Genomic DNA, 19,063 nt, shown 5'->3' on the forward strand with positions numbered 1-19,063 from the left:
CTGCGCATGTCGATCAGTCACGGAGCGTGTTCCGGTGCTGCTCATCGGCGTTGCCGCCCGCTCCGACCAACCCCGTGCGCACGCCCGCGAGCCGGTTCCCGAACCGCCGCATCTCCCGCTGTCCCACGGTCCCGATCACCGCGGGCAGATACCCGCGCACGCCCTGCATCCCGCGCAGCCACCACTGCCCGTACACATGGCTCGCCCGCCGCTCGATGCCGGCCACCAGCCGGTCCACCGCGGGCCCCAGCGGATAGGTCTTGTTCGACGGCCACGGCAGCCGCTGCCGCAACTCCCGCATCACGTCGTCCTGATCGGCCCCGCGCACCATGTCGGTGTCGGTCCACGACAGGTACCCGACGCCCACCTTCACGCCCCGGTGGGCGACTTCGGCGCGCAGACTGTGCGCGTACGCCTCCACACCGGACTTGGAGGCGCAGTACGCCGTCATCATCGGCGCGGGGGTGATCGCGGCGAGGGAGGCGATCTGGAGCAGATAGCCCCGGCTCTCGGCGAGCAGCGGCAGGAACGCCCGCGCGGTGACCGCCGATCCGATCAGGTTCACCTCGATCACCCGCCGCCAGGACTCCGGATCGGACTCGGCGAACGGACCGCCCGTCGCCACACCGGCGTTGGCGACCACGATGTCGACCCGGCCGAACCGCTCCCGGACCTCCTCGGCGACCCGGGCCATCGCCTCGTGGTCGGTGACGTCCGCGTACCAGTGGTCGCTGTCGCCGTGCAGCCGCGCGGAGACGTCCTTGAGCGCGTCCGGCTCCAGCCCGACCAGCGCCACCTTCACCCCGCGCGCGGAGAGCTTGCGGGCCAGCGACTCCCCGACCCCGCGCGCCGCTCCGGTGACGACGGCGACCCTTCCTTCGAGACCGGCCCTGCTCATGCGCTCTCCTCGACGGCGGGTACGGCGGGTATGTGGGCGGCGGCCAGGGCACGGATCTTCCCGGTGACCAGGTCGGGCGCCTCGACGGGGGTCATGTGGCCGATGCCGGGCAGCTCGGTGACGCCGAGGCAGTCCGGCAGCGCGGCGGCCAGCGACCGGGCGTGCACCGGCGGGGTGAGCCGGTCCGCGCCACCGGTGACGATCTCGACCGGTACGCGCAACTCGGCGAGTCCGTGGTCGAGATCGAGCCCGTCGAGCACGCGCGACCAGGCGTGGCGCACCGTGCGCGGGCAGGCGTGCACGATACGGGCGCACGCCTCGACCATGTCCGGGGCGGAGGCGGGGCCCATCGTCGCGTACCTGAGGATCCGGCGGGCGAGCGGGGTGACCGGTCCGAGCGGGGCCCGGGAGCCGAGGATGTGCCCGGTCAGCCAGGTCCGTACCCGGCCCGCCCGTATGGGCACCACCGTCGACTCGGCGACCAGCCGCGAACTGCCGGTGCTGCACAGCAGGACGGCGGCCACGTGCGCGCGGAACGCGGGTCTCGCGGCGGCGGCCATCACCGTCATCCCTCCCATGGAGTGCCCGGCGACCACGGCCTGTTCGCCGGGCGCGAGGGTGGCGGTGAGGACGGCTTCGAGGTCGTCGGCGAGCGCGTCGGTGCCGCACGCCGGGCTCGCGGGCGTACGTCCGTGGCCGCGCTGGTCGTAGGCGATGACCCGGTGGTCGGCGGCCAGTTCGCGGATCTGCGCCGCCCAGAACGCTGTCGAGCAGGTCCAGCCGTGGGCGAGGACGACCGCCGGCGCCTCCTCGGGGCCGTGCACCTCGACGTGCAGCCGGGCGCCGTCGGCGGAGCGGACGGCCGGTTCACGGGCGGCGGCGGGCGGGGCGTACGGCCCGGAGGTGACGTGGGTGAGGGGGTTCACGCGGTCACCTCGGTGTTCTCCTGGGCGACCGTGCTGTTGGGGTGCGCCCGCAGGACGGCGTACTCGGCGAGGTCGACCCGCCGGGTCTCGCGCCGGAACTCGCTCGTCGTACCGGGCCAGATGGTGGTGTTGCGCCCGCTCTCGTCGAGGTACCAGCTCGTGCAGCCGCCGGTGTTCCACACCGTGCGCTTCATCCGCTCCTGCACCCGGTGGTTCCAGGCCCGTACGGCGCTGGGGCGGGCGTCGAGGGCGACCCGCCCTCCGAGGACGTCCAACTGCCGCAGGTAGTCGGCGAGGTAGTTGAGCTGGGACTCGATCATCAGGATCATGGAGGAGTTCCCGAGGCCGGTGTTGGGCCCGATGATCGTCATCCAGTTGGGGAACCCGGCGGCGGTCGCGCCGCGCAGGGACTGCATCCCGCCGGTCCAGCTCTCGGCGAGGGTCTTCCCCTCGGCGCCGACGACCCGTTCCGCGATGGGCATGTCGGTGACGTGGAACCCGGTCCCGAACACGATCGCGTCGACCTCGGCCTCGCTCCCGTCGGCACCGACGACGGTGGACCCACGGATCTCGCTCAAACCGCTCGCGACGACATCGACATTGGGCTGGGCGAGCGCCGGATAGTACGTGCTCGACAGCAGGATCCGCTTGCAGCCGATGCGGTAGTCGGGGGTGAGCTTGGCGCGCAGGGCCGGGTCCTTGATGGCGCGGCCCATGTTCCGCTTGGCCAGCCGCTCGACGAAGCCGAGTTCGCCGGGGTGCTTGGTGAACGCCTGGACCTGCAACTCCCTGATGCCCCAGAGCAGTCCGCGGCGCAGCTTGGTGGTGACGGGCAGCGCCCGGTGCAGGGCGCGCTCGGCACCGCTGATGGGCCGGTCGACGCGGGGCAGGACCCAGGCGGGGGTGCGCTGGAAGAGGGTGAGCTGTGACACCAGGGGCTGGATCGACGGCACGATCTGGATCGCGGACGCCCCGGTGCCGACCATGGCGACCCGTTTGCCGCGCAGGTCGTAGTCGTGGTCCCACTGAGCGGAGTGGAACACCTTGCCGGGGAAGGTGTCGAGACCGGGGATGTCCGGCAGCTTGGGCTCGGACAGCGGCCCGGTGGCGGACACCACCACGTCCGCGCTGAGGTTCCCGCTGCTCGTCTCGATCTCCCACCGCATCCGCTCGCCGTCCCACACCATCCGCTTCACCTCCGAGTCGAGGCGGATGTGGGGCCGCAGCCCGAAGACGTCGGTGACGTGCTCCAGGTAGGCGCGGATGTGCCGCTGCCCGGAGAAGGAGCGGGGCCAGTCGGGATTGGGCGCGAAGGAGAACGAGTACAGGTGCGACGGCACGTCGCAGGCGCAGCCGGGGTAGCTGTTGTCGCGCCAGGTGCCGCCGACACCGCTCGCCCGTTCCAGGACGACGAAGTCGGTGATCCCCTCGCGCCGCAGCCGCACGGCGGCCCCGAGCCCGCCGAATCCCGACCCGACCACCGCCACCCGTACGTGCTCGTGCTCGTGCTCTTGCTCATGTCCGTGCTCGTGCTCGGCCATCCCGAAGCCTCCACGCATCGCTCAGAACTCCGCCAGTGAACACTGGCGCAATGGGGAGCGTAGAGCAGCTCCGTACTGATGGGTAGGGGGCGCACGAGGAAAGTTACCGCCGGTACGCCCTAGGCTTCAGGCGTGGCAGACGAGAGCGAAGGACCCGGTGAGCGACGCGAGTACCGCATGGACGAGCTGGCCCGGCTGGCCGGCATCACGGTGCGCACGCTGCGCTTCTACCGCGAGCGCAAGCTGATCCCGCCACCGCGCCGCGAGGGCCGTATCGCCTGGTACGACGACCACCACCTGGCCCGCCTGCGCACGATCACGGCGCTCCTGGAACGCGGCCACACCCTGAACGGCATAGCGGAACTCGCCGAGGCCTTCGACCACGGCCGCGACGTCGGCGAACTCCTCGGCATGGACACCCCCACCGACGAGGTCCCCGTCCGCCTCACCCCCGAGGAACTCGCCGACCACTTCGCCGGCGAGGTCACCCCGGAGAACCTGGCCGCCGCGCTGGACCTCGGCTACCTCGGCGTCGACGGCGAGGAGATCGTCCACATCAGCCGGCGCCTGCTGGACGTGTCGTCGGCCCTGGTCCGCGAGGGCATCCCGCTCGCGGAGGTGCTCCGCGCCGGCGCGGAGGTCCGCACCCACGCCGACACCCTGGCCGACCTCTTCGCCGGCCTGATCCTCCGCCACGCCCCGGAGGAGTCCCTCCACCGCCTGCGCCCACTGGCCCGCAGCGTGGTGGACGCGGAACTGTCCCTGGCGCTGGACCGCAGGCTGCGCAAGCGGGACTGACCGCCGGCGGTCGGGGAGCCACGCCCGCACCGCTCGTCGACGCGCCCTGCCGAGGGCGCGGACGGGTCCGGCCCGCGGACGGGTCCGGCCCGCGGACGGGTCCGGCCCGCGGCCGGTCAGCCCTCGGCGAGCTCCGCCTGCCAGAGGGGGCTGGCGCAGTAGTGGTTGTCGTACCGCTCGGAACTGGCCTTGATGTCCTCGACGGTGGCCTCCCCCCGGTACACGCGCTCCAGCAGACGGTAGTAGTCGAAGCGGTCCATACCGGGGGTGAAGGCGACCAGGACGTCGGCCTCCTCACCCCGGGCCGGGGCGAAGGCGTGCGGCAGTCGCGGCGGCACCGTCACGAAGTCGCCCTGCTCCAGGGTGACGATCCGGTCGCCGAGCAGCACCCGCAGGCTGCCGCCAAGCACGAAGAACATCTCGGTCGCCCTGGTGTGGAAGTGGGCGGGGGCGCCCGGGGAGCCCTTGTGCAGGGTGGCCCGGTTGGCCGTCAGCGCCCCCTGGGTCCGATCGGAGTCGGCGAGCAGGGTGATGAGGCTGGTGGCCCCGTCCTGCAACGTCTCGGCGGAATCGGCACGGACGAGAACGGGGTGGGTGGACGCGTTCACGGGGTTCTCCTCGGGCGTGGTCGGGTCGGTACGGCGACGAGGAGCGGACCCGCACGGGTTGCCCCGGGCCGTCTCCGGCCCCGGCCCCGTGCCGGTCCCCGTTCCTCGTGACCACCACGCTACGTACGTGAAAGACCCGGCGTAGGGTGCATTCCCGTGGCTGATTCATGGGTCAATCCGGCCGAACGCATCGGCAGCGACCTCCACTTGGACCTGGACCCGGCCAAGGGCGGAAGCCGCCGCGCCGTACTCGGCCGCGCGCTGCGCGAGGCGATAGCGGAGGGGCGGCTGGCACCGGGCACCCGGCTCCCTCCTTACCGGTCGCTCGCCGCCGACCTCGGCCTTGCCCGCAACACCGTCGCCGAGACCTACGCCGAACTCGTCGCCGAGGGCTGGCTGATCGCCCGCCAGGGGTCGGGGACCCGGGTGGCGCCCAGGGCGAGGCCGGCCGCTTCCCCGCGCGTGCCCAAGCCGGTGCCGGCCCGCCCGGAGCCGCCCGCCCACAACCTGCGGCAAGGCCTGCCGGACGCCTCCTCCTTCCCCCGTACCGCCTGGCTGGCCGCCGCGCGACGGGCACTGAACGCGGCGCCCAGCGAGGCGTTCGGGCCCGGTGATCCCCGCGGACGGCCCGAGCTGCGGCGTGCCCTCGCCGCTTACCTCTCCCGCGTGCGGGGCGTACGCACCGGCCCGGAGACGATCGTCGTGTGCTCCGGTGTCGCGCACGCCCTGAGGCTGCTCTTCGGCGGGAAGGTACTGCGCGGCCCCCTGGCCGTGGAGTCCTACGGGCTGCCGTTCCACCGGTCGGTCCTGGAGGCCGCGCGGGTGCGGACCGTGCCCCTGGCACTGGACGGGCAGGGGGCGCGCACCACGGAGCTGTTCGCGCTGAAGGGCGTACGGGCGGCGCTGCTCACCCCCGCCCACCAGTTCCCCACCGGAGGGCCGCTCCACCCCGAGCGGCGGGCCGCCGCGGTGGACTGGGCGCGCGGGAGCGGGGGCGTGCTGCTGGAGGACGACTACGACGGGGAGTTCCGCTACGACCGGGAACCGGTGGGTGCCGTCCAGGGACTCGATCCGCAGCGCGTCGTGTACCTCGGCTCGCTCAGCAAGAGCCTCTCCCCCGCGCTGCGGCTGGGGTGGATGGTGCTGCCGGACCACCTGGTGGAGCCCGTGCTGCGCGCCAAGGGCGAACGCGAGGCGTGGGCCGGTGTCACGGACCAGCTGACCTTCGCCGATCTCATCGAGTCGGGCCACTACGACCGGCACGTCCGCCGGACCCGGCAACGCCACCGGGACCGCAGGGACCGTCTGGTCGCCCTTCTCGCCCGCCGGGCACCACACGTCGTGCCCACCGGCATCGCCGCCGGACTGCACGCGGTGCTGCGCCTTCCGCCCGGCAGCGAACGGTCGGTGACCAAGGCCGCGGCCTGGCAGCGCGTCGCCGTGGACGGGCTCGCCGACTTCCGGCACCCGGCCGCCACCATGCCCGCGCACGACGGCCTGGTCGTCGGCTACGCCGCACCCCCCGACCACGCTTTCGGAGCGGCGCTCGACGCCCTCTGCCGCATCCTGCCCCCACCGCCCGACGAGGACTGACGGCCGCGTGGACGGGAAGGACGGGCGGACCCGTGATCCGCCTCCCCGGAGCGGACGCGGCCGTCTCCGGGGGCGGCCGGTCGCGTACCGGAACTCACCGGCGGGCTCCCCGCTGGCCGGTGCCCGGCACCTTGGCCGTGCTCAGGGCGATGCGGTTCCAGGTGTTGATGGTGAGGATCAGGGCGAGCAGGCGGGCCAGTTCGTCATCGGCGAACCGGGCGGCCGCGCGACGGTAGACCGCGTCGGGCACCCCGCCGTCGGAGACGAGGGTGACCGCTTCGGCGAGTTCGAGCGCGGCCTGCTCGCGCTCCGTGAAGAAGTTCCTCGCCTCCCGCCACACCGAGATCATGTGCAGCCGCTCCTCGCTCTCCCCCGCCTTGCGGGCGTCGGAGGTGTGCATGTGCAGGCAGTAAGCGCAGCCGTTGAGCTGCGAGGAGCGGATCTGGACCAGTTCGACGAGCGCCGGGTCCAGGCCCTCGCGGGCCGCCGCGTCGAAGGAGATGAGCGCCTTGAACGCCTTGGGCGCCGCCTTGGCGAAGTCGACGCGGACGCTGTCGGTGGTGGTGCTCTCGTTCGTCATGACCACGACGCTACGGTCGTGAAGGACCCCCGGCAGAGTTCATTCCGGTGCCCGGTTCACGGGTCAATTCGCAGGCCGTTCCGGCCCTGCCCCCGCCGCACGCACCGGCGCCCCCGGCACGCCGGCATCAGCCCGCCCCGGCGGGAACCCCCTCGAAGACCACCGTCACCGGCGCGTGGTCCGACCAGCGCTCGGCGTGCGTGGCGGCGCGCTCCACGTACGCCTCGACCGCACGGCCCGCGAGCCCGGGCGTCGCCACGGCGAGGTCGATCCGCCACCCCGTGTCGTTGTCGAAGGCCCGCCCCCGGTACGACCACCACGAATACGGCCCGTCCACGTCCGGATGCAGCGCCCGCACCACGTCGACGTACCCGCCGTCCGCCGGATCGAGCACCCGGGACAGCCACTCCCGCTCCTCCGGCAGGAACCCGGAACTCCTGGTGTTCCCGCGCCAGTTCTTCAGGTCGGTCTTCTCGTGGGCGATGTTCCAGTCCCCGCAGACCACGACCTCCCGCCCGCCTGCGGCGGCCCGCTCCCGCAGCCCCTTGAGGTAGACCAGGAACTGGTCCATGAACCGGGCCTTCTCCTCCTGCCGCTCGGTCCCGACCTCCCCGGACGGCAGATAGAGCGAGGCGACGGTCACACCGGGCAGATCGACCTCCACGTACCGCCCGCTGTCATCGAACTCGTCCGACCCGAACCCCACCTGAACGCGCTCGGGCTCACGCCGGGAGTACAGGGACACCCCCGCACGCCCCTTGGCGGCGGCGGGCGCGTGCACGACGTGCCATCCCTCGGGCTCCCGCACCTGCTCCGGCAACTGCTTCGCCTCCGCCCGCACCTCCTGCAGGCACAGCACATCGGCGGAGGTCCCGGCCAGCCACTCCACGAAGCCCTTCTTCGCGGCGGCCCGCAGTCCATTGACGTTGACGGAGGTCACAGTGAGCATCAGGGCACGATACGACACTCCAGGTCCGGGCATGTTTTACGGTATTCGGCATGGAAATCCGCCCGGTCCCCTACGACCACCCCGACGCCGTGAAACTGGACGCCGAGGTCCAGGCCGAGTACCACGTCCGCTACGGCGACGGCGGCGACGCCACCCCCATGGACCCGGCGGACTTCAGGCCCCCGAACGGCACCTACCTGATCGCGTACGACGAGTCCGGCGCCCCCGTGGCCTCCGGCGGCTGGCGCGCCCAGGACGCCAACGGCGAGGGCAACCGGGACGGTGACGCCGAGCTGAAGCGCATGTACGTGATCGAGCAGATGCGCGGCCGGGGCCTGGCCCGCCGCGTCCTGGCCGCCCTGGAGGAGGACGCCCGCGCGGCCGGCCGCGTCCGCATGGTCCTGGAGACCGGCACGAAGCAGCCGGAGGCCATCGCCCTGTACACCTCCAGCGGCTACGAGCCCTGCGAGAAGTTCGGCTACTACCGCTTCCACGAGGAGAGCCGCTGCTACGCCAAGGCGCTCTGAGACCGGCGCCGGGTCATTGCCAAAGGAAATACGGATCTTCTGCGGTGACCAGCTCGGCACGGGCTTCGTCCGCCATCTTCTGCGTGAGCTCTGGCAGGCCGTCGCGGTCGGCCAGGGCGTCCAGCCGCCAATCCATCTGCCAAGGCGGTCCCATGAACTCGTCGGTCACTGACCGGGCTCCATGTCCCGCACGCGGTAGCGAATCCTCGACGCCTCTTCGAAAAGGGCCATGGACTCGGCAATGTCGGTGGACTCTGTCGCGCGGTGATGAAGATCGGCCATATGGGCATCGAGGTCCGGGTCACGGGCAATCGCGTACTCACCCCACCAGCGGGCCATGAACGCGGGCAGAGGGCCGATGTCGAAGGTGTCGGCGATCTCCCGCTTCCAGTGCTCGTCGAAGTCCGGAAGAAGCTGGGGAGCGTGCTGAGCAATGGCAGCACGCAGCCCCTTCGGGTTCCGCTCGGGCATGGGCGGGACGGCCGGCGTGGATCCTGCTGCGTGTGCGGTCATGACCGGGTGTACTCCTTCGTGCTCCTTCGGTGCACCGTGCCTACGACGACAGCCCGCCCCGACGACCCGGGTGAGGCGTTCAATACCGGCCCACCGCACAGCCCGGGGACTCATGAGCACGCCCCCGGGGCGCAGTCACCGGTCCCGCTGCTGACGGCGTCCTCAGTCCCTCCGCGTGACCGGGCCAGGTACACGGTCCCCCGAGAAGCGTTCAGCCGACCCCTTGGACGGGACCATCCCACTCCACGGATACGCAGAAGGCCTGCCGACTTGGATCACCGTCGGCCGTCCCCCTCCGCCCGCTTAAGCCGTCCTTAAACGCTCATTAAGCGATCAGCCGCAGACCTTATGGCGTCAAATAACCCCAGCTCAGAGCAAGTTGAAACACAAACCGGGCAGTTGGTTGCGCCGTCAACCGTCCGTAGCATCGGGGCTCCCCCACGACCCACCCCCACCCTCTCCCCCACGCAACTTCCCCACAGACAAGGTGTGTTCAGCCATGGCCGCTCACCGCGCACGCCGGTGGTCGCTCGGCGGGTTCGTCCTGCTGGTCTCCACGGCGGTCGCCGCCGCCTTCACCTTCCTCACCACAGGACCGTCCGCCGACCGGGCCGACGCCGCCACCACCGCGCTGACCTGGTCCGACGAGTTCAACGGCCCGGCCGGCAGCGCCCCGGACCCCGGCAAGTGGACCCTGGAGACCGGTGGCGGCGGCAACGGAAACCACGAGCTGCAGTACTACCGGAACAGCAGGGACAACGCCGCCCTCGACGGCAACGGCAACCTCGTCATCACCGCCCGCAAGAACACCGACACCGGGCTCCAGTGCTGGTACGGCGCCTGCCAGTACACCTCCGCCCGCCTCAACACCGCCACGACCTTCACCCAGGCCTACGGCCACTTCGAGGCACGGATCAAGGTGCCCCGCGGTCAGGGCATGTGGCCCGCGTTCTGGATGCTCGGCGACGACCTGGGCACGGCCGGATGGCCCAACAGCGGTGAGATCGACATCATGGAGAACGTCGGTTACGAACCCGGCGTCGTCCACGGCACCGTCCACGGCCCCGGCTACTCCGGTGGCGGCGGCATCGGCGCCGCGTACACGCTCCCGGGCGGCGCGTCCTTCGCCGACGGCTTCCACGTCTTCGCGGTCGACTGGAGCCCCGAGAAGATCACCTGGTCCGTCGACGGCACCACCTACCAGACCCGCACCCCCGCCGACCTCGGCGGCAAGAAGTGGGTCTACGGCCACCCGTTCTTCCTCATCCTCAACCTCGCCGTCGGCGGCGACTGGCCCGGCAGCCCGAACGCCGGCACCGCGTTCCCGCAGACGATGACCATCGACTACGTACGCGTCTCCGCCTCCGGCGGCTCCTCCGGGAACGGCGGCACCACCAGGACCGGCGCCGTCAAGGGCATCGGCGACATGTGCGTCGACGTCGCCGGCGCCTCGGCCGCGGACGGGACCCCGATCCAGCTGCACGACTGCACCGGCGTCGACGCGCAGAAGTGGACCCTGGGCGCCGACGGCACCGTACGCGCCCTCGGCAAGTGCCTCGACGTACGCGGCGGCTCCACCGCGGACGGGGCGCCCGTGCAGCTCTACACCTGCAACGGCACCAAGGCCCAGCAGTGGACCTACACCTCCGCCCGCGACCTGACCAACGTCGGCGCGGACAAGTGCCTGGACGTCAAGGGCGGTTCCTCCGCCGACGGCACGCCCCTGCAGATCTGGACGTGCACCGGCGCCGCCAACCAGAAGTGGACGGTCGGCTGATCCCACGGTCCGCCCGGACCACGCCCCCGGCCCGATCCCGGGCCGGGGGCGTTCGGCAGGACCCCGTGGAGGTTCACCCCGGTCCGGGGCCACCGGACCCCGGCGGCAGCCGCTCGTACACCGCCACCCGGCGTCCGCGGACCTGCTCGTCGGCCACCAGGGTGAAGTGCTCCCGCAGAACGGAGACCTTTGTCCTGTCGCGTGCCGAACGCGTCGGCCTCGCGATCCGTGCCGCGTCCGTGATGAGGACGACGCGTTGGTGGGCGAGGATCGACGACCGTATCCGCGCGGGGCTCGCCTCCACGCCCTTCAGGGTTCCGGAGCGCTGCGGGCTCTCCGCCAGGCTATGTCGTGCAGGCCGGTGAACGCGTCCGGGGAGACCATCCGGGTGTCCCGGCGGGCCGCGGGGAGGAACAGGACGGCGTCCCCGGTCTCCTTCAGCCGTTCGACCCGTGCCGCCGCCGACAGGACGTCGTCCATGCGGCTGTCCGGGGACCGTTTGGCCAGTGATTGCGGCAGCAGGGCGATCGAGGAGACGACGACCAGAGCGGGAAGGACCCACCGTGACGTGCTCGCCGACCGCCGGGACACCGCCCGTACGGCGGCGCCGAGGATCACCCCGGTCATGAGCGCCAGGCCGGCCAGGCTGAACAGGACGTACCGGTCCACGAACAGCGGCTGGAACAAGGAGAGTCCGGCCAGGCCGAGTTGCGGGACCGCCAGCAGCGGCAGTCCGACGGCCGCCGCCGACAACCGCCCCGTCCGGGGCCGGTCGAGGAGGGTGCCGAGGCCGGCGATGGCCAGCAGGACCATCGGGCCGATCAGCATGTGCCAGGTCAGCGGCGGTATCCAGGAGACCTGGGCGGACTGGCCGCGGCTGAAGAGGATCAGCGGTGACACGCCCGCCGTCGCGACCGCGGAGGTCACGGCCCAGCGCGCCCGGACGCCGGAGGCGACGCGCGCCCACATCAGGGTCGCCAGGTGTGCCGGGAGGATCAGCAGCGAGAGCCAGTTCAGCAGGCCGCAGACGAGGACGGCGCAACTGTAGGCGGCCCAGAGCCTCTTGCGGTCGCGTCCCTGGAGCAGGGTCACGAGTAACAGCGTGGAGAGTCCGGCCCCGGCCGCCACCAGCGCGTACGGCCGGCCCTCCTGGAGGTAGAACTGCACGGACGGGAGCAGCCCCAACGCCAGCCCGCCCCCCAGTCCCACCGTGTTCCCGGCCAGTCGCCGGCCGATCTCCCCCACGCACGCGGCCCCCACCGCGACGGCCAGGACGGAGGGCATCCGCAGCACCGCGGTCGAGGGGCCGAAGAGTTCGAAGAGTCCGTGCATGAACAGGTAGTAGAGCCCGTGCACCACGTCGACGTGCTCCAGCATGCGCAGGATCTCGCCGGTGGGGCGGAGGGCGACCTGCCAGGTGGCGGCCTCGTCGCGCCAGACTCTGTGCTGCCGGGACAGTCCCCACAGACCGAGCGAGACGGTCCACAGGAACGGGACCAGCCATATATGAAGAGAGCGCGGCAAAGCCGTCGCGGATTTTATGATCGTCGCCCCCCGGACAATCGCTTTCACGCCGTGGAACGCGGTACGTGATACTCGACGAGAATCCAGGTCACGGGCGTGCCGACATCGCAGATCGCGAATTTACCCGGCCGCCTCCCTCCGCGGGCTTCCTGTGAGGCGCGTCACTTCCACCTCATCACCGGCCGGCCGGGGGCCGGGCGCTTTCGCGCCGATAACCGGCCGAAGGCCGGGAGAGCCTTGCCCGGCAGGCCCGGAAGGGCACCTACGGCGCCTGGATCACCGTGCGCACCGCGCCCCGGCCGCCCCCCTCTGGAGACATCCCGGCACCACCGGCTCAAGGGGCCTGGCGTACGCACCGGCAGACCCGCGGGCAGTGGCGGACCGAGGCCGCCCGTGGCGGGCGTGCCCGGTACTTCCTGGACACCGCACGGGCTACCCGCCGGATCACCTTTTCCGGCCCAGGGCATCCGCGAGCCACGGATCACCGTCGAGGCGTGAGCGCACAACGCGAAGAAGCCCCCGCCGATTTCTCGGCGGGGGCTTCCAACTGTGCGGTGGGATGTTCACGAGTCCGCGTGACGTGCGGCGACAAGAGGCTCCGAAGAGCGTTTCCCGTACGCGTAGTGATCGTTTCCCGTGGACAGGGATCGGTCCCCGCTCTCAGGAGTGGCGGTGATACGCCTTGTTGGCGATGCGCCAGCTTCCGTCGGCGTGGGTCAGCAGGAAGACGTCGGTGAACGTGTCCGCGCCGTGCGAGAGCGTCATGGTGGCGGTCGCGACGGTGCCGTGGACGTCGACGGCGTCGATGCGGCGGGTGCGGGTCGGTTCGTCCGGGGCGGGCCGGCCCTGGAAGAGGGTGCAGTACTCGTCCAGCCGCCAGGAGACGAATGCGCCGTCTCGGATCCCTTCGATGTGGGCGGTGGGAAGGAAAGCGTCGCGGAAGTGGGCGGGGTCGCCGGTGGCGTGTCCGCGGATGTAGGCACGGAGCGGTTCGAGTACGGCGTCCTCCGCGGCGGGGACCGTGGCGGCAACGGCGATGTCGGCGTCGGCCCCGGGGGCGGCAGAGGTGCCGGTCAGGCCGGCCGCGCTACGCAGAGGGGTGTCCGACGCGGCGGCCAGCAGTGCCATGTCCTTGGCCAGCGCGTCGATCGTGAATTCGGCCGTGGCAGCGGTTGGCTCATCGAGGAGGAAGTGTCGTTTGCGGGCCACGAGTGCGCCGAGCTGGCCGAGTTCGAGGATGTCCAGCGTCTGGGTACGGGGCAGGCCGAGGGCGTCGGCCTGCCGCAGTGAGTCGCGCAGGGCGAGGACGGCGCCGGTGAGGCTGTTGTTGGCGATCAGCTTGAGGGCGGCGGCGGTGGAGGCGTCGTCCGCGCGCCGGACGGTGCCCAGCGTTTCCAGAACCGGTCGGGCTCGGTCGAGTGCGTCCTGGTCGGCGGCGGCGAGGATCCGCAGGGCGCCGGCGGCGGCGGCCGGCACCGAGCCGAGCAGGGGCGCGTGGACGTAGGACGGGCCGAGTCGCCGGGCCAGCGTCGTTGCTTCGGCGGGGGCGATGGTGCTGGTGTTGAGCACGATCGTGTCCGTTCGCAGTGAGTCACGGACGTCGTCGAGGACCTGCCGGCAGGCCGGGCCGTCGAACAGCGCCAGGAGGACGAGGTCTGCCTGGGCCACTGCCTCGTTCGGGTCGCCGGTCGTCTTGACCGTGCCTGATGTGCGCCCTGAGCGGGTCCAGCCGACGACGTCCCAGTCCTGGGCAGCCAGGCGTGTCGCGATGGCGCCGCCCATGCGCCCCAGACCGAGGACGGCGATCGTGTGCGGTGTGGTCATGCGCGCCACAGTGGTGCACCTCGATGGGTGCGACAAGCGCAGATTTCGCATGCCCGCCCTGCGGGGCCCGCATACCGGCTGGGCATACTGCCGCCATGGATCTGACCGTGTGGCGGGCCTTCGTGACGGTGTGCCGGGTCGGATCGCTGTCGGCGGCGGCAGCCGAGCTCCATCACACGCAGTCGGCGGTCTCCCGGCAGATCGCCGGGCTGGAACGGCGGCTCGGCGTGCCTCTGGTGGAGCGCCATGCGCGTGGTGTGCGTCCGACGGCGGCCGGCGAGGTGTTCCGGCGCCATGCCCTGGCCACGCTCCATGAGGCAGACCGCGCCGTTCGCGCGGTACGAGATGTTCGCGATGGGGTGTGTGATCGTCCCCTGGCGATCGGCGCGACGCCGTCTCTCGCCGCGGGGATCGTCCCTGAAGCCGTCCGGGGCCTGCTCAAGCAGGCCGGATCCATCCGGTGGAGCCTGCTCCCCGGCCTGAGCGCACAGCTGCACGGCCGAGTGATCGCGGGCGATCTCGACATCGCCGTCGTCACCGACGCTCCACCGGGGCTGACCGTCGACCCGCGGGTCGGACACCGGTTCCTCGGGCTGGACGAGATGGTCGTCGTCCTGCCCGTCGGCCATCCGCGGGCCGGGCACGGGCCGGTGCCCCTTCAGAGTCTGGCCGACCAGACCTGGGTCGAGGACAACGACGGCTCGGCGGCGCTCCTTCGCCGGCACGCCGCCCGCGCCGGAATCAGCGCCAGTATCGACCTCACCGCGGCCGATCTGCCCGGCAAGCTGGCCCTGGTCGCCACCGGTCATGCCATCGCGTTGATCCCCGGAGTGCTGACGAGCGCGCTGCGGGCCGATGTCACCACGGTCGGCCTTGTGGATCCCCCGACCCGCGGTATCTACACGATCACACCGCGGCACGATGCCCACCCCTGCGCAGCGTCACTCCATGACCGGCTCGCCGCTGTCTTCGCCTCGGACCGTCCAGCTCACACCGCCCACCAGCCGGACGGGACGGGCATCCACCACCTGCACGCGCCCGCTGGCCAACCTCCCACGGAATAGAATCCCGCGCCGCCCCGGTATCAGCGCCCGGACCTCCCGACCAGCCCGGAAGCGCGGGCATCACCAGCCCGGAAAGCATCAACTGATGTCATTTCAAGGCGACTTGGCCCTGAAGTATCGAGGTTGCGTGGAGATCGCGGCTGTTGGGGGTTCCGGTCCGATGCGATCAGGGCCCTTGCGGCTCAAGTGGCACCGGTGGTCGAAGCGTCAGGGCGCCCAGGACTGAAACCCCCAGCCGACCGTTCCAACCCTTCCCTCGCTTGTGACATCAAGGGCCGTGAGATGGAAGGGAGTCGTCCTTTGCGATCACTGACGGGCAGCTCGCCGTGCGGGCCGACAGCCGCGGGCTGCCGCGCGATCCAGGACTGTGGCTGCGGACGGAGACGATCGACGCGTTCGTGCTGTCCGGCTGCCCGGGCCTGGAGGGATCGACCGTGCAGACCTGCCGGACCTGGCTGCGCCGCACCCGGGAAGCACTTGTGTGGATCGACCTCGGCCGGCCCCGGCACCCCGGGGATGGCCGTGATGCGCGCGACACGGAAAAGCGGGGCAATGACACGGCCGCGCCGCATGCCCGCCGCCACCCACACCCCGAACAGGCTCGAACAGACCCCGAAAACGACGAAGATCCCGCGCGATCATCATGATCGCCGGGATCTCGTCAACCGACCTTGAGCGAACTCAAGAACGGCTGTGCAGTGGACCTGAGGGGATTTGAACCCCTGGCCCCCTCGATGCGAACGAGGTGCGCTACCGGACTGCGCCACAGGCCCTTGCAACGAGTGAAACTTTAGCATCCCGATCGGGGTGCTCGGAAATCCGTTGGCCCGGCGCTACTCGTTGGCGGCCTTCGGGCGGTCGCCGTCCTCGTACTGGTCGAAGAGGGGGGTGCGGCCGCGTTCGCGGGAGCGGCGGGCCGAGGCGGCCCGGCGGGCGTCGCTGCGGTCGCCGGCGGGGGCGGCCGGGTCCGGGTCCGCCTCGTCGGACGGGTCCTGCGCCTCGTCCGCCGGTACGGCGCTGGAGCGGGCCGAGCTCCAGGTGTCCGGGGCGCCCAGATCCACGTCGCCCGTGGCGCGGGGGGCGACCGGGGCGGTCACGTACGTCGGGAGCGGTACCGGGACCGGGTCCCAGCTGTCGCCGCCCTGGCCAGGCCGTCGCTGCCGCTCGCGCTGCTGGTCGACCCACTCGGCGTGGTCGGTCTGCTCGACGAGCGCGCGCCGGTCCGCGGCGAGCGCGGTCATGCCCGGGTCGACGTCGACTCCCGCTTCCGGTCCCTCCGGTTCGTCGGGGTCGGTGTCCTCGGCGGACGGGCGGCGGCGCGGCTGGCGCTCCCGCTCGCGCAGCCGCTGCGCGGCGGCCTCGGCCTGACGGCGGTCCATCTGGTAGGCGAAGCGGCGGCGCTCCTGGGAACGGAGGTAGGCGATGTACGCGCTCAGCAGTACGGCCGGCACGCCGGGTGCCCAGAGGAAGGCCAGTCCGCCGACCGCCGCGACGATCGCGCCGAGCGTGAAGGCGGCGAAGAGCATCGTGGTGGTGCGCCGGCGGCGGGCGAGCGCCTTGGAGCGCTGGGCGCGCGCGGCGGCGGCCTGCGCCGCCCGGGCCCGCTGGGCGTCCGGTCCGCGGCGGGCGGCCGGGACGCGTCCCCGCGCGGCGGCCGGTCCGGGTGTGCGCCCGTCCGCGTGCTCGCGCGGAGGCCGGGCAGGTGCCGGTTCCGGCCGCTCCCCGGAGAGCGGCGGTACGGGCGCCTGGGTCTGCGGACGGGTCTGGGACACGGCGAAGGCCCGGACGTCCACCGTGTCGGTGACCGCGTCCGGGTCGTGGACGTCGTACTCCCCCTCGTCGGCGGAGCGCGCCCGCAGGTCCTTGGCGTACCGGCGCTCCATGCCCGCCCGTCCGGACAGCAATCGGATGGCGGTGCTGAAGCGTTCCGTCGGACGGGCCTCGTTCAGCTCGTCCTGCCTACGGAGCCACATCGGCACCAAGTAGGCGGCCCAGGCCCCGACGATGACTGCGTAGATCAGGCCGCTGCTGCTCACATCTCACACGGTAGAGGGGTTTGCACGGGGCCATCCGCCAATTGGGCCGGTGTGTCGCACGATCTGGCTGATATTTCGAACTTTTCTTGTGACCGGTGCGATCAGGGACCCCCTCAAAGCGGGAATTCCACGCCTGAAGGCGGTCACCTTCCGCTCAAATTCGAACGTTTATTCAATTTCCGGGGCCGTGCGGGATTCCCGGATTACGCCGCTCGTGGCCGGACCGCCCCCCGGAGCGTGCCCGGCGCCACCGGGCGAGCAAACCGTCGGGGACCTCCTCCGCCGTGAGCGCGAAGACGAGGTGGTCGCGCCAGGCGCCGTCGATGTGCAGATAGCGCGGGCGCAGGCCCTCCTCGCGGAATCCGAGTTTCTCCACGACCCTGCGGCTCGGCCCGTTCTCGGGGCGAATGCAGACCTCGACGCGGTGCAGTCCGACGGAGCGGAAACAGTGGTCCACGACCATCGCCACGGCCGTCGGCATCACTCCGCGGCCGGCCACCGCCTCGTCCACCCAGTAGCCGACGTGGCCCGAGCACATCGAGCCCCAGGTGATCCCGGCGACCGTCAACTGGCCGACGAGACGGCCCTGGTACTCGATGACGAACGGCAGCATCCGGCCCGCGTTGGCCTCGGAACGCAGATGGCGGACCATCTGACGGTAGGTCGGCCGGTGGGTGACCGGGCCGCTGGGCGTGGGCGGCGGGATCGTCGCCTCCCAGGGCCGCAGCCAGTCGCGGTTGCGGCGGTTGACCTCGCGCCAGGCCTTCTGGTCGCGCAGCCTTATCGGCCGGAGGACGATGTCGCCGTCCACCAGCTCGACCGGCCAGTGTGGGCTGTTCAGCTCGCACCCCCGCCCGTGACGTCCGGTCTCGGGTGGTCCCCGCCGCGCAGCTGGTCCACGGCGTGCTTCAGCAGCGGCTCCAGGACGGCAAGACCGTCCTTCACCCCGCCGCTGGATCCCGGCAGGTTGACGATCAGCGTCCGGCCGCCCGCGACTCCCGCGAGGCCCCGGGAGAGGGCGGCCGTGGGCACCTTGTCGCGGCCGTACGCGCGGATGGCCTCCGCGATGCCGGGGATCTCGTGGTCGATGACCCGGCGGGTCGCCTCGGGGGTGCGGTCGGTGGGTGAGACGCCGGTGCCGCCGGTGGTCACGATCACGTCGTACCCGGCGTCGGCGCCCGCGCGCAGGGCGGCCTCCACGGGGTCGCCGTCGGGGACGACCTGAGGGCCGTCGACCGCGAACCCGAAGCGCCGCAGCCCCTCCGCGATCAGCGGGCCGCCCTTGTCCTCGTAGACGCCGGCGGCGGCCCGGTTGGAGGCGGTGACCACCAGCGCGCTGTACGGAGCGGGCAGCGCGCCGCCGGTCGAGGCGTCGAGAGTCATGCCCGGCTCCAGTCGCCCGACTTTCCGCCCGTCTTCTCCTCGACCCGCACGTCCGTGATGACCGCCTCCTTGTCGACCGCCTTGACCATGTCGATCACGGTGAGCGCGGCGACGGAGACCGCGGTGAGCGCCTCCATCTCGACGCCCGTACGGTCCGTCGTCCTCACGGTCGCCGCGATCTCCACGGCGTCGTCCGCGACCGACAGGTCCAGTTTCACACCGGAGACCGACAACGGGTGACAGAGCGGGATCAGATCGGGGGTGCGCTTGGCGCCCATGATGCCCGCGATGCGCGCGGTGGCCAGCGCGTCGCCCTTGGGGACGCCCTCGCCGCGCAGCAGCTCGATCACGCGCGGGGAGACGAGAACGCGGCCGGTGGCCCGCGCGGTGCGCGCGGTGACGTCCTTGCCGGACACGTCGACCATGCGGGCGGCGCCCGCCTCGTCGATATGGGTCAGGCGGGACTGGTCGGAGGGTCCGGGGGTCTCCCCCCGGGAAGGCACGGTCATGATCGTGTGGCGC

General features: G+C 71.9%; 19 protein-coding genes, 1 tRNA gene and 1 pseudogene. 6 read left to right on the forward strand and 15 right to left on the reverse strand.

What is annotated here, in order from left to right; all coding sequences use genetic code 11:
- Positions 1 to 13: 13 nt before the first annotated feature.
- From ACF1DX_RS18830 to ACF1DX_RS18840, 3 genes are read right to left on the reverse strand one after another with little or no spacing between them, the layout of a single operon-like run.
- Entirely contained in the window at positions 14 to 898 is an 885-nt protein-coding gene (locus tag ACF1DX_RS18830; RefSeq protein ID WP_391792287.1) for an SDR family oxidoreductase, read from the reverse strand.
- On the reverse strand, positions 895 to 1,824 hold the full coding sequence (locus tag ACF1DX_RS18835; RefSeq protein ID WP_391792288.1) for an alpha/beta fold hydrolase: 930 nt from the start codon (positions 1,822 to 1,824) through the stop codon (positions 895 to 897). Before ACF1DX_RS18835 ends, ACF1DX_RS18830 begins: the two co-directional genes overlap by 4 nt.
- Complete coding sequence (locus ACF1DX_RS18840; protein WP_391792289.1) at positions 1,821 to 3,365, reverse strand: flavin-containing monooxygenase; 1,545 nt, start codon at positions 3,363 to 3,365, stop codon at positions 1,821 to 1,823. Before ACF1DX_RS18840 ends, ACF1DX_RS18835 begins: the two co-directional genes overlap by 4 nt.
- Before the next feature lie 177 nt (positions 3,366 to 3,542).
- On the opposite strand from ACF1DX_RS18840, the gene ACF1DX_RS18845 reads away from it, so the two are divergent.
- Positions 3,543 to 4,163 carry a MerR family transcriptional regulator gene (locus ACF1DX_RS18845; protein ID WP_391792585.1) on the forward strand — a complete coding sequence of 207 codons (621 nt, stop codon included), beginning with the start codon at positions 3,543 to 3,545 and terminating at the stop codon, positions 4,161 to 4,163.
- Between the two features lie 116 nt (positions 4,164 to 4,279).
- Here the strand turns inward: ACF1DX_RS18845 and ACF1DX_RS18850 are convergent, their stop codons facing one another.
- Positions 4,280 to 4,771 (reverse strand): cupin domain-containing protein, encoded by a 492-nt coding sequence (locus ACF1DX_RS18850; RefSeq protein ID WP_391792290.1) that lies wholly within the window; start codon positions 4,769 to 4,771, stop codon positions 4,280 to 4,282.
- Positions 4,772 to 4,927: 156 nt separating this feature from the next.
- On the opposite strand from ACF1DX_RS18850, the gene ACF1DX_RS18855 reads away from it, so the two are divergent.
- A complete protein-coding gene (locus ACF1DX_RS18855) occupies positions 4,928 to 6,364 on the forward strand; it encodes a PLP-dependent aminotransferase family protein (protein ID WP_391792291.1) in 1,437 nt (478 codons plus the stop codon).
- Positions 6,365 to 6,458: 94 nt separating this feature from the next.
- On the opposite strand, the gene ACF1DX_RS18860 is transcribed toward ACF1DX_RS18855, so the two are convergent.
- Positions 6,459 to 6,944 (reverse strand): carboxymuconolactone decarboxylase family protein, encoded by a 486-nt coding sequence (locus ACF1DX_RS18860; RefSeq protein WP_391792292.1) that lies wholly within the window; start codon positions 6,942 to 6,944, stop codon positions 6,459 to 6,461.
- A 127-nt stretch (positions 6,945 to 7,071) separates the two neighbouring features.
- Positions 7,072 to 7,893 (reverse strand): exodeoxyribonuclease III, encoded by an 822-nt coding sequence (locus ACF1DX_RS18865; RefSeq protein WP_391792293.1) that lies wholly within the window; start codon positions 7,891 to 7,893, stop codon positions 7,072 to 7,074.
- Positions 7,894 to 7,943: 50 nt separating this feature from the next.
- On the opposite strand from ACF1DX_RS18865, the gene ACF1DX_RS18870 reads away from it, so the two are divergent.
- Positions 7,944 to 8,420, forward strand: a complete 477-nt coding sequence (locus tag ACF1DX_RS18870; protein ID WP_391792294.1) for a GNAT family N-acetyltransferase — start codon at positions 7,944 to 7,946, stop codon at positions 8,418 to 8,420.
- Between the two features lie 13 nt (positions 8,421 to 8,433).
- Here ACF1DX_RS18870 and ACF1DX_RS18875 read toward each other — a convergent pair whose 3' ends face one another.
- Complete coding sequence (locus ACF1DX_RS18875; protein WP_391792295.1) at positions 8,434 to 8,589, reverse strand: hypothetical protein; 156 nt, start codon at positions 8,587 to 8,589, stop codon at positions 8,434 to 8,436.
- Entirely contained in the window at positions 8,586 to 8,933 is a 348-nt protein-coding gene (locus tag ACF1DX_RS18880) for a DUF6247 family protein (RefSeq protein WP_391792296.1), read from the reverse strand. Before ACF1DX_RS18880 ends, ACF1DX_RS18875 begins: the two co-directional genes overlap by 4 nt.
- Positions 8,934 to 9,432: 499 nt before the next feature.
- Here ACF1DX_RS18880 and ACF1DX_RS18885 point away from each other — a divergent pair, with 499 nt between their 5' ends.
- Entirely contained in the window at positions 9,433 to 10,710 is a 1,278-nt protein-coding gene (locus ACF1DX_RS18885) for a lectin (RefSeq protein ID WP_391792297.1), read from the forward strand.
- A gap of 73 nt (positions 10,711 to 10,783) precedes the next feature.
- Here ACF1DX_RS18885 and ACF1DX_RS18890 read toward each other — a convergent pair.
- Positions 10,784 to 12,252: pseudogene (locus tag ACF1DX_RS18890) on the reverse strand (hypothetical protein).
- 642 nt (positions 12,253 to 12,894) lie between these two features.
- Complete coding sequence (locus ACF1DX_RS18895; RefSeq protein ID WP_391792298.1) at positions 12,895 to 14,058, reverse strand: nuclear transport factor 2 family protein; 1,164 nt, start codon at positions 14,056 to 14,058, stop codon at positions 12,895 to 12,897.
- Between the two features lie 95 nt (positions 14,059 to 14,153).
- Here ACF1DX_RS18895 and ACF1DX_RS18900 point away from each other — a divergent pair, with 95 nt between their 5' ends.
- Positions 14,154 to 15,122, forward strand: a complete 969-nt coding sequence (locus ACF1DX_RS18900) for a LysR family transcriptional regulator (RefSeq protein WP_391792299.1) — start codon at positions 14,154 to 14,156, stop codon at positions 15,120 to 15,122.
- A gap of 326 nt (positions 15,123 to 15,448) precedes the next feature.
- The gene (locus tag ACF1DX_RS18905; protein WP_391792300.1) at positions 15,449 to 15,769 is read left to right on the forward strand and encodes a hypothetical protein; all 321 of its coding nucleotides are present in this window, start codon (positions 15,449 to 15,451) and stop codon (positions 15,767 to 15,769) included.
- 52 nt (positions 15,770 to 15,821) lie between these two features.
- Here the strand turns inward: ACF1DX_RS18905 and ACF1DX_RS18910 are convergent.
- The 5 genes from ACF1DX_RS18910 to moaC all read right to left on the reverse strand — a co-directional run bounded on the left by ACF1DX_RS18910 (position 15,822) and on the right by moaC (position 19,050).
- Positions 15,822 to 15,895, reverse strand: a tRNA-Ala gene (locus ACF1DX_RS18910).
- A 60-nt stretch (positions 15,896 to 15,955) separates the two neighbouring features.
- Positions 15,956 to 17,158, reverse strand: a complete 1,203-nt coding sequence (gene glpR / locus ACF1DX_RS18915; RefSeq protein ID WP_391792301.1) for a gephyrin-like molybdotransferase receptor GlpR — start codon at positions 17,156 to 17,158, stop codon at positions 15,956 to 15,958.
- 172 nt (positions 17,159 to 17,330) lie between these two features.
- Positions 17,331 to 17,969: a GNAT family N-acetyltransferase gene (locus ACF1DX_RS18920; protein ID WP_391792302.1), complete on the reverse strand. Its 639-nt coding sequence runs from the start codon at positions 17,967 to 17,969 to the stop codon at positions 17,331 to 17,333.
- Positions 17,970 to 17,995: 26 nt separating this feature from the next.
- On the reverse strand, positions 17,996 to 18,541 hold the full coding sequence (locus ACF1DX_RS18925) for a molybdenum cofactor biosynthesis protein B (RefSeq protein WP_391792303.1): 546 nt from the start codon (positions 18,539 to 18,541) through the stop codon (positions 17,996 to 17,998).
- Positions 18,538 to 19,050 (reverse strand): cyclic pyranopterin monophosphate synthase MoaC, encoded by a 513-nt coding sequence (gene moaC / locus ACF1DX_RS18930; protein WP_391792304.1) that lies wholly within the window; start codon positions 19,048 to 19,050, stop codon positions 18,538 to 18,540. The genes ACF1DX_RS18925 and moaC overlap by 4 nt, the downstream gene beginning before the upstream one ends.
- Between the last annotated feature and the right edge of the window lie 13 nt (positions 19,051 to 19,063).

This window comes from Streptomyces sp. NPDC014676 (assembly GCF_043084105.1).
Lineage (GTDB): Bacteria > Actinomycetota > Actinomycetes > Streptomycetales > Streptomycetaceae > Streptomyces.

Coding starts and splice junctions, on each gene's coding strand:
- moaC (WP_391792304.1), bottom strand. CDS start 19,050: ATGACCGTGCCTTCCCGGGGGGAGACCCCCGGACCCTCCGACCAGTCC.
- ACF1DX_RS18895 (WP_391792298.1), bottom strand. CDS start 14,058: ATGACCACACCGCACACGATCGCCGTCCTCGGTCTGGGGCGCATGGGC.
- ACF1DX_RS18830 (WP_391792287.1), bottom strand. CDS start 898: ATGAGCAGGGCCGGTCTCGAAGGAAGGGTCGCCGTCGTCACCGGAGCG.
- ACF1DX_RS18885 (WP_391792297.1), top strand. CDS start 9,433: ATGGCCGCTCACCGCGCACGCCGGTGGTCGCTCGGCGGGTTCGTCCTG.
- ACF1DX_RS18860 (WP_391792292.1), bottom strand. CDS start 6,944: ATGACGAACGAGAGCACCACCACCGACAGCGTCCGCGTCGACTTCGCC.
- ACF1DX_RS18865 (WP_391792293.1), bottom strand. CDS start 7,893: ATGCTCACTGTGACCTCCGTCAACGTCAATGGACTGCGGGCCGCCGCG.
- ACF1DX_RS18925 (WP_391792303.1), bottom strand. CDS start 18,541: ATGACTCTCGACGCCTCGACCGGCGGCGCGCTGCCCGCTCCGTACAGC.
- ACF1DX_RS18880 (WP_391792296.1), bottom strand. CDS start 8,933: ATGACCGCACACGCAGCAGGATCCACGCCGGCCGTCCCGCCCATGCCC.
- ACF1DX_RS18840 (WP_391792289.1), bottom strand. CDS start 3,365: ATGGCCGAGCACGAGCACGGACATGAGCAAGAGCACGAGCACGAGCAC.
- ACF1DX_RS18900 (WP_391792299.1), top strand. CDS start 14,154: ATGGATCTGACCGTGTGGCGGGCCTTCGTGACGGTGTGCCGGGTCGGA.
- ACF1DX_RS18845 (WP_391792585.1), top strand. CDS start 3,543: ATGGACGAGCTGGCCCGGCTGGCCGGCATCACGGTGCGCACGCTGCGC.
- ACF1DX_RS18870 (WP_391792294.1), top strand. CDS start 7,944: ATGGAAATCCGCCCGGTCCCCTACGACCACCCCGACGCCGTGAAACTG.